At 72.2% G+C, this 8,846-nt stretch carries 10 protein-coding genes; 6 read left to right on the top strand and 4 right to left on the bottom strand.

Translation table 11 applies throughout. From position 1 onward, the window contains the following. Positions 1 to 361: LGFP repeat-containing protein (locus tag PUR26_RS00195; RefSeq protein WP_443076910.1), on the top strand; the 361-nt coding region annotated here is incomplete at its 5' end. A gap of 96 nt (positions 362 to 457) precedes the next feature. Continuing rightward, entirely contained in the window at positions 458 to 1,492 is a 1,035-nt protein-coding gene (locus PUR26_RS00190) for an alpha/beta hydrolase (protein WP_329868028.1), read from the top strand. Positions 1,493 to 1,706: 214 nt separating this feature from the next. Here PUR26_RS00190 and PUR26_RS00185 read toward each other — a convergent pair whose 3' ends face one another. Next, the gene (locus PUR26_RS00185) at positions 1,707 to 2,906 is read right to left on the bottom strand and encodes a serine hydrolase domain-containing protein (RefSeq protein WP_329868026.1); all 1,200 of its coding nucleotides are present in this window, start codon (positions 2,904 to 2,906) and stop codon (positions 1,707 to 1,709) included. Between the two features lie 336 nt (positions 2,907 to 3,242). On the opposite strand from PUR26_RS00185, the gene PUR26_RS00180 reads away from it, so the two are divergent. After that, positions 3,243 to 4,439 (top strand): alpha/beta hydrolase family protein, encoded by a 1,197-nt coding sequence (locus tag PUR26_RS00180; protein ID WP_329868025.1) that lies wholly within the window; start codon positions 3,243 to 3,245, stop codon positions 4,437 to 4,439. 140 nt (positions 4,440 to 4,579) lie between these two features. Here PUR26_RS00180 and PUR26_RS00175 read toward each other — a convergent pair whose 3' ends face one another. The 3 genes from PUR26_RS00175 to PUR26_RS00165 all read right to left on the bottom strand — a co-directional run bounded on the left by PUR26_RS00175 (position 4,580) and on the right by PUR26_RS00165 (position 6,908). Then, complete coding sequence (locus tag PUR26_RS00175; RefSeq protein WP_329868023.1) at positions 4,580 to 5,401, bottom strand: SDR family NAD(P)-dependent oxidoreductase; 822 nt, start codon at positions 5,399 to 5,401, stop codon at positions 4,580 to 4,582. A gap of 277 nt (positions 5,402 to 5,678) precedes the next feature. Further along, positions 5,679 to 5,888, bottom strand: coding sequence for a cold-shock protein (locus PUR26_RS00170; protein WP_329868021.1), 210 nt, complete (start codon positions 5,886 to 5,888; stop codon positions 5,679 to 5,681). A 210-nt stretch (positions 5,889 to 6,098) separates the two neighbouring features. Then, positions 6,099 to 6,908, bottom strand: a complete 810-nt coding sequence (locus PUR26_RS00165; RefSeq protein ID WP_329868019.1) for a helix-turn-helix transcriptional regulator — start codon at positions 6,906 to 6,908, stop codon at positions 6,099 to 6,101. 217 nt (positions 6,909 to 7,125) lie between these two features. On the opposite strand from PUR26_RS00165, the gene PUR26_RS00160 reads away from it, so the two are divergent. The 3 genes from PUR26_RS00160 to PUR26_RS00150 all read left to right on the top strand — a co-directional run bounded on the left by PUR26_RS00160 (position 7,126) and on the right by PUR26_RS00150 (position 8,547). Beyond that, entirely contained in the window at positions 7,126 to 7,518 is a 393-nt protein-coding gene (locus PUR26_RS00160; protein ID WP_329868030.1) for a DUF2000 domain-containing protein, read from the top strand. A gap of 181 nt (positions 7,519 to 7,699) precedes the next feature. Beyond that, entirely contained in the window at positions 7,700 to 8,125 is a 426-nt protein-coding gene (locus PUR26_RS00155; protein ID WP_329868017.1) for a helix-turn-helix transcriptional regulator, read from the top strand. A gap of 5 nt (positions 8,126 to 8,130) precedes the next feature. Continuing rightward, the gene (locus PUR26_RS00150; RefSeq protein ID WP_329868015.1) at positions 8,131 to 8,547 is read left to right on the top strand and encodes a VOC family protein; all 417 of its coding nucleotides are present in this window, start codon (positions 8,131 to 8,133) and stop codon (positions 8,545 to 8,547) included. The last annotated feature ends 299 nt before the right edge of the window (positions 8,548 to 8,846 follow it).

The raw sequence follows: 8,846 nt of genomic DNA, 5'->3' as shown, positions 1-8,846 counted from the left end.
TGTGGCGTTCGCGATCCATGGGGACATCCTGGGGAAGTTCTGGGCGACGGATGCGGAGCGGCGTTGGGGTTTCCCGACGATGGATGAGGCGGACGCGTCGCGTGCTCCGGACGGTACGCGTGGGCGTTATCAGTTCTTCGAACGGGGGCTGTTCCTGTGGTCGGAGCAGACCGGGACGCATGTGGTGCATGACGCGATCTATGACGCGTTCCATGCGGCGGGTCACGAGGGTGTGCTGGGTTATCCGGTGACCGATGAGCAGGACGAGGCGGGCGGCAGGGTGCAGCGCTTCCAGAAGGCCACCATCCACTGGCACCCCGACAGGGGCACCTGGATCACCGACGGCCAGAGCGTCTCGTAGGACATGCCGGCCGCGCGCCCCGGCCCCACCGATCGGTCCGGACCAGGGGCCTGGGCACGCGCTTCCACCCACGGAACGAGCGACCAGGAGGTCGATGTGAACGAGCACCACCCCACCCGCCGAAACGTCCTGAGGGCCACGGGCGGAGTCTCCGCGGCACTGGCCCTCGGTGCCGGGAGCGTCATCGCCACGGCATCCGCCGCGAACGCCGCATCCGCCGCGAAGCGCGGGGGCGCCGCGAACGCCGCGGGCGCGCCCGGTGACGGCTTCGGGCTTCGCGTCGTGGACCGCGGCGAGAGCGATCCCCGTATGCGGTACTACCGCTTCGCGACCGGCGCGATCGGCTGGAACCCGGCCGTCAACGTCCTGCTCCCGGACGACTACCACACCAGCGGCCGTACCTACCCGGTCCTGTACCTGTTCCACGGCGGGGGCCTCGACCAGGACTTCATCACCTTCGACCGCATGGGCGTCCGCGCCTGGACCGCCGGAAAACCGGTCATCGTCGTCATGCCCGACGGTGGGCACGCGGGCTGGTACTCCAACCCGGTCAGCTCCAACGCCGGCCCCCGGAACTGGGAGACCTTCCACATCGCCCAGCTCCTGCCATGGATCGACGCGAACTTCCGGACGTACGCCCAGTACGACGGCCGTGCCGTCGCCGGGTTCTCGATGGGGGGCTTCGGCGCGCTGAAGTACGCGGCCAAGTACTACGGGCACTTCGCCTCGGTGAGCGCGCACTCCGGTCCGGCCGACCTGCGCCGCGAGTTCGGTGCGGTCGTCCACTGGGCCAACCTGTCCTCGGCGGCCGCCGACCTCGCCGGCGGCACGGTCTACGGCGCGCCGCTGTGGGACGAGGCCAGGGTCAGCGCCGACAATCCCGCCGAACGCGTCGAGAGCTACCGCGACAAGCGGGTCTTCCTGGTGGCCGGCACCGGGGGGCAGCCCGTCGACTGGTTCGCCCGGATCACCGAGGACCAGGTGCTGGGCGGACAGCGGGAGTTCAGGGGCCGGCTCGCACGCGCCGGCATCCCGCACGAGTGGTACGAGGAGCCCGGCGGACACGAGTTCCGCGTCCCGTTGTTCCTCCGCGACCTCGACGGCATCATCGGCCGCCTTCGCAAGGCGTAGGCGGAAACCCCCGTCACCGGTGCGGGGCGGCGGGGACGGCTGACGCACGCGCGGGCAGCGTGTGCGTCAGCCGACGGGGCGGAAGGCGGACGCTGCGGGGACGGCCCGCCCGGCCCGGTGTCCGCGTCCCCCCGTCACCCGTGGCGTCCTCCCCGCTGCGAGCGGACGTCCGCCGGGCCTCGCCGGACCGGAGTGCGGAATGGGGGACGAGCCGTCACCGTACGGGCGTCGGCGCGCAGGTCGCGCCGAGGGCCGCCACGAGGAATTCCCGTACGGCCGCCTCCACCTTCGGCGGCCCGACGACACCCGGCACGGTCACCGTCCAGCCGAACGTGACCTGGCGGCGGCCGTCCGGCGAGCTCCACGACTGCGAGCGATAGCCGAAGCCGTTGCCCATGTTCCCCCACACAAGGTCGCCGGGCGCGGTCGGGCACAGGTCTCCGCCGCCCATGACGCCCAGGCCGTAGCCCACCTCGTTCATCGTCCGCATCTCGCCGAGGCGCGCCGAGGAGAGGAGTGTGCCGTCCGACAGGGCACGGAAGAACCGGTTGATGTCACCGCTGGTGGAGACCACGCCCGCCGCGGCACCCCACACCGACGGGGTGTAGACCGTGGTGTCGACCAGGCGCCCGCTCCCGCCCTGGCGGTACCCGTGGACGTGGGGGCCGGTGAGGACCGGGCTGCGATCCGGGTAGGAGGTGTCCTTCATGCCGGCCGGGCGGAAGATCCGGTCCCGCAGTTCCCGGCCGAGCGGCCGACCGGTCACCGACTCCACCACGAGACCGATGAGCAGGTAATTGGTGTTGGAGTAGGCGAACGTGCCGATCGGCCCAAGCGGCTTCCTCGTGGCCGCGTCGATCAGTTCACGAGGCGTGTGGTGACGGAAGCGGTTCTTCTCCAGCTCCGCGTCCGACCCGGTGGGATACAGCTCGTCGAAGTAGTCGGGGATCCCGCTGGTGTGGTTGAGCAGCTGCCGGAGAGTGATCGTTTCGCGGTACGGCAGCACACCGGGCAGGTGCCGGGCCACCGGGTCGTCAAGGGTCAGGCGGCCCTCGTCGGCGAGTTGCAGGGCGACCGTCGCCGTCATGGCCTTGGTGACGCTGGCGACGCGGTATCGGTCGCCGGCCCGGGCCGCCTGCCCGGTCCGGAGGTCACGTACGCCGCTGGCACCGGACCAGACGGTGTCGCCGACGCGCACCTCTGCCAGCGCCGCCGGAGCGCCCGCGGCGGTCAGCTCGTCCAGCGCCGCCTGCAGGCGTGCGGCGTCGGGAGTCGGCGCGGCGGGAGTCGCGGCAACGAGCGAAGCGGGCGCCTTCGGCGTACGGGTGGAAGCCGCGGAAGCGGGGCCGGGCGAGAGGGTCAGTCCCACCGTGAGGGCCGTGAGCACGGAGATGGCGCGCAGTCGCGAAGGCATGCATTTCCCCCAGGAGTTCGATCTCCCGTGATCCTAAGTGATCTTGGTGAGGCCCTTGTCGGGGGGAGGGCGCCACGGGACGCCTGCGCGCCACGTACGGCTCCCGGCGCACAGGGGAACGCCGGGCGGGCGCACCGGAGGGCGTACTCCCTAATCCGCGACGTACCGGGCGGGCCTGCGCCGCGCCTTGTCCGCCCGTCCCGCCCGGCGGACTGACACCGGACGGACGCTCCCGTCAACGCACCCGGGTCGCATGGCGGATCACTCTCAGGTCGTACGCGACCGGGACCCGGGGCCGATGCCGGCGGCGCGGGCGGCCGCCTACCGTCCTGCCGTATGAAGACGTTACGCACACTGCGTCCGGCGGCCGCCGGAGCATTTGTCCTCGCTCTCGCACTCACCGCCCCGGTCGCCCACGCGCAGGCCGCCGACCGGGTGGCCCCCGTCGCCGCCCCCGTCCAGCAGGACACGGCCGGTGTGCTGCTGCCGCGCCCCGGCGGGCCGTCGCCCGTCGGCCGGTCCACCCTCCATCTCGTCGACCGGTCCCGGCAGGACCTCTGGATGCCCGAACGGCCGCGCGAGCTCATGGTCGACCTGTACTACCCGGCCCGCGCGGCAGGGCGTCCCCCCGCTCGGTACGCGGACCCGCGCGAGGCGCGGCTGCTGGTCGAGGGCGCGGGAGGGCAGGCCGCCGCGGTCGCGAAGCTGAGCGCCACCCGCTCCCACAGCGTCGACGGGGCCCGGCCGCAGCGCGGCCGTCACCCGTTGGTCCTGCTGTCGCCGGGCTTCGGCATCCCGCGCCGCACCCTGACCACCCTCGCCGAGGACCTGGCCGCTCACGGTTACGTCGTCGCCGCCGTGGACCACGCCTACGAGACGTCCGGGACGGTCTTCCCGGGCGGCCGTGTGCTGACCTGCGTGGCCTGCGAGCAGGCGCAGACGCCGGAACACATGCGGAAGGCCACCGTCAACCGCGCCCAGGACCTGTCGTTCGTCGTGGACCGGCTGACCGGCCCGCGTCCGGCGTGGCCGTACGCGTGGCTCATCGACCGGGAGAGGATCGGCGCGGCCGGGCACTCGCTGGGCGGCGCCGCCGCGGCCTCGGTCATGGCGCGGGACGACCGGGTCCTGGCGGGCGTCAACATGGACGGCTCGTTCGGCGATCCCGTACCGCGTGAAGGGTTCGGGAAACGGCCGTTCATGATGCTCGGCACCGACGACCCGGTGCATCAGCCGGGCGGCGGTGACCCCACCTGGGACGCCGCGTGGCGGCACCTGGACGGCTGGAAACGCTGGCTGGCCGTGACGGGCGCACACCACTACACCTTCTCGGACGCTCCCCTCCTCTTCGACCAGTTGGGGCTGACGTACCCCGGCACACCTCCGACGCTCTCCGCCGAGCGGTCCGTCGATCTCACGCGCGCCTTCATCCGCGCCTTCTTCGACCTCCATCTCCGCCACCGGGCGCAGCCGATCCTCGACGGGCCGACGCCGCAGAACCCGGAGGTGCGCTTCAACCGTCCCGTGCGGTGAGTCCGGAGTCCGGCACGGTCCGCGGGACGGGCTCGTCCGGCCCCGCTTCCGCACCGGACATCCGTCCCGTGCGGAAGCGGGGCCGTCTGGGCCGGCCCGCAACCAGGCACGCCCCACCCGCGTTGCCCGCTCCTCAGGGGTCAGCCCGGCGCCATGCGGCTGAGGGATTCCCAGGCCCGGTAGTACTCGGTACGGGCCTCGTCCATCTCCAGGACCATGTCGAAGGAGCGGCTGCCGACGATCAGCCGCCGGGGCGGGTCCGGCATCGTGGCCAGCTTCATGACGAGGGGCGCCGCGGTGGCCGGATCCGGGCCGGCGTCGTCGCCCCACATCTCCTCCAGACGGGCGCGCAGCGCTCCATAGGCCGGGTCGGGCGTGGTCGCCGTGGTGCCCGCCGTGAACAGCCCCGTCGTGTACCCGCCCATCTGCACGACGGTGACCTTGACGCCGAACTGCTCGACCTCCATCGCCAGTGCCTCGCTGACCGAGTCGAGCGCCGCCTTCCCCGCCCCGTAGAAGCCGACGGAGGCCATGCCGCCGCCGCTTCCCATCGAGGTGATCTGCAGGAGGCGCCCCGAGCCTTGTGCGCGCAGGTGCGGTATCACGGCCTGGGCGACCCACACCGCGCCGAAGAAGTTGACGTCCAGGTGGTCCCTGATCTGCTGTTCGGTGGCCTCCTCGACCATGCCGTAGAGCAGACCGCCGGCGTTGTTGACCACGACGTCGAGCCGGCCGAAGGCGGCCACCGCACGTTCCGTGGCGGCGAACACCGCTGCACGATCGGAGACGTCCAAGGGCAGCCGTACGAGATCGTCCGGGTACCGCGCGGCCAGCTCGGCGAGCGGGTCGACGTCGCGGGCGGCTGCCACGACGCGCTCCCCGCCGGCCAGGGCGGCCTCGGTGAACGCCCGCCCCAAGCCCCGGGAGGCGCCCGTGATGAACCAGGTCCTGGAATCCGGCATGCGAGAGCACCCCTCCTTCTGCGGCGAGCGCCGTGGTGCGGCGGTCGGGCGCGTTGCCGCACCATGTGCGTGACGAACCGTCTCGTCTCGCCATAAGGCTAACCGGCGCGCCCGCCCCGCGGCAAAGGGTTTTCCCGTCGTGCCGGCGCGAAGGACGGCACGGCTGCCGGGCGTCGGCGTGCGAGCCGCCGCGGGGGGAAGGTGCGCGGGACGTGACGGTCGGGCGGAGGGGGGTCCCGCCGGAGGCGACCCGGCGGGAGGGGAGGTGTCGTACCGGTCAGTCCCTGATCACGGCCACGTTCTCCGCCTGCGGGCCCTTCGGGCCCTGGGTGACGTCGTACTCGACCCTGTCACCCTCGTGCAGCTCCTTGAAGCCGGTGCCCTGGATGGCGGAGAAGTGAACGAACACGTCCGGTCCATTGTCGTCCTGCTGGATGAAGCCGAAGCCCTTTTCGGCGTTGAACCACTTCACGGCGCCAGTTGCCATCGGTGCAGATCCTTCTCGACGTTCCCCGGCACCGGTTCACGGTGCCGACCGCAGCCGCGCGAGGCTTCGGCGGGCAATGAATGCCCGTCCGACTTGTCCGGCAATCCTCCTTTGCCCGCCGATGACCCGAAGGGTGGCCGAACCGGCCTGTCAGGGTGGAGCCGACGGCCCCGGCGATGCCCATGTCCTGGCCTCCCGCCGTCCGGGGCTTCACCGGGCGACCGCACGGCGAGTACGGGCGTACCGGCCCGGAGTGGTGCCCACGATGCGCTTGAAGTGCCGGGTGAGGTGGGACTGGTCGTAGAAGCCGGCGGACGTCGCCACCTCGCCCGGGGGCTGTCCGTCGAGCAGCAGACGGCGGGCCAGGTCGATGCGGCGGGCCGTCACGTACTGGTGGGGCGCGATGCCGAAGGCGGCGCTGAAGGAACGCACGAGGTGCGTGGGATGGGCGTGGATCAGACGCCCGGCCTCCTCCAGGGTGACGACCTCACGCAACCGTTCGTCCAGGAGGCCACGCAGCTCGTGGGCGACTCCGCGGTCCGCCGTCGCCCTGCCGGCGACCCGCCGGGGACGCAGGTGCTCGCGCAGTGCCTCGCCGATGAGCGCCAGGCGGCTCTCCGCCTCCAACTCGTCCCCCCGACGGGCGAGCACGGTGTGCAGCTGTCCGACACGTCTGCGCAGGAGGGGATCGCTGAGGTCGGGGCCGTCCACCGCCGGCCCGATCCAGCTCTCGTCCAGCTGCGTCATGTCGAGGTAGAGCACGCGCTTGCGGAACCCCTCGGGAGTGGCGGGCGAGCCGTTGTGCGCGACCTGCGGCGGGAGCAGGCTGACAGTGTCGTGCGGGGTGCCGCGCTCATGGCGGTCCAGGTCGTAGCGGACCGCGCCGTCGTCGACGATCAGCAGCGTCCACACGTCATGGACGTGCATGGGGTACGCGTGCTCCGTGAAGCGGGCATGGAAGACCTCGGCGACGCCCGCCACCGGCGGACGCCAGGCGGAGACGTCCTGCGGCCGGGTCACGCAAAGAACGTACAAGACGCGGAAGTCACGCCTCCGGGAGTCTCAAAGCATGAGAAACGAGATCAGCACGGGGACCGAGACCAGGACCGGGACCGGGATCAGCACCGGGACCGGGATCAGGAACGAGACCGACGTCAGCACGGGGACCGAGACCAGGAACGGGAACGCGGCCGGCGCGGGGGAGGGACACGACGAGCCCGTCCGCTTCGACACCAAGATCGCCGTACTGCTGCGCGACGACCTGGAGCCCTGGCAGCGACTGAACGTCACCGCGTTCCTGGTCAGCGGGCTCGGCACGGTGTCGCCCGAGGTGATCGGCGAGCCGTACGCGGACGCCGACGGCACCGCGTACCTGCCGATGTTCCGTCAGCCGGTGCTGGTCTTCCAGGGGGCGAAGGAGACCATGACGGCCGCGCACGGCCGTGCCCTGTCCCGCTCCATGCCGAGGGCCGTGTTCACCTCGGACCTGTTCGGCACGGGGAACGACCGGGACAACCGGGCGGCGGTACGGGCCGTGGGCAAGGACCGGCTCGACCTGGTGGGGCTGGCCGTCCACGGCCCGCGCAACGCGGTGGACAAGGTCCTCAAAGGCGCGCGCATGCACCCCTGAGCCCTGGGCCGCACCCGGCCCATGGACGTGCGGCCCATGGACGTGCGTCCCGTGCCGGGCGGCGCGCAGGGTACGGAAAGCGGGGGCGGCGCGCGGTGCCCCCGCAGCTCCGCGTCGCGGGCAGCCGGGCGATTTCGTTCCGGCAGGGGCCCGGGGCCCCGCCCTGTGGGAGGGTGGGCACGTGACCTTGGAGGACCTCGTCCGGCTGCGCCGGGCACGTGACCTGATGGACCGCGACTACGCGCAGCCGCTCGACGTGCCGGCGCTGGCGCGCGGCGCCCTCATGTCGGCGGGCCATTTCTCCCGCAGCTTCCGCGCGGCCTTCGGCGAAACGCCGTACAGCTACCTCATGACGCGCCGGATCGAGCGGGCCAAGGCGCTGCTGCGGCAGGGCGACCGGACAGTGACGGAGGTCTGCTTCGCGGTCGGCTGTACATCGCTGGGGTCGTTCAGCTCGCGGTTCACCGAGCTGGTCGGCGAGAGCCCGAGCGCGTACCGTGCCCGCCGCCACGACGACGGCTCCGGCGTCCCGGCCTGCGTCGCCAAGGTCCACACCCGACCGGTCAGGAACGGAGAAGCCAAAGGCGCGGTGCCGCCCGTAGCGTGAAGCACATGGGAATCAAGCTTTCGCAGTGCTTCATCGCCGTCGACGACCACGACAAGGCGCTCACCTTCTACCGGGACGCCCTCGGCCTGGAGGTGCGCAACGACGTCGGGTTCGAGGGGATGCGCTGGGTGACCGTCGGCGCGCCCTCGCAGCCCGATGTGGAGATCGTCCTGGAGCCGCCGCTCGCCGATCCGAACGCCTCGCCCGCCGACAAGCAGGCCATGGCGGAACTGCTGGCGAAGGGCCTGCTGCGCGGTGTCGTCTTCAGCACCGATGACTGCGACGCCACCTTCGAGCGCATCCGTGCCGCTGGCGGCGAGGTGCTCCAGGAGCCGGTCGACCAGCCGTACGGCGTCCGCGACTGCGCCTTCCGCGACCCTTGTGGCACCATGCTGCGCTTCGCCCAGCCCCGCGTGCGGTGAGCCGGCCGATGCTGTCCGCCGCCCGGACCGCCGCGGCCGCTCACGCCGCGCGGGTACAGGCCGCCGGAGCCCCTCGCCGCGAGGCCGCCGCCGGGCGAACCGGACGCACTGCCCTCAACCGGCCGGATCGAGCCGGCCGACGACGACGGATACCGCGCCCGCGGTCCGCGCAAGAGATGGAGACATGACCAGCATGGCCACGAGGACGGACACGCGGTCGCCCGCGCCGCACGATGCCGACATCCACGACCTGATCCGCGTGCTCGGCGCGCGGGTGAACAACCTCAAGGACGTCAGTG

The organism is Streptomyces sp. SP18CS02 (genome assembly GCF_036322365.1).
Taxonomy (GTDB): Bacteria; Actinomycetota; Actinomycetes; order Streptomycetales; family Streptomycetaceae; genus Streptomyces.
The sequence above is the reverse complement of the archived record's forward strand: the minus strand, read 5'-3'. Positions and strand labels throughout refer to the sequence as shown.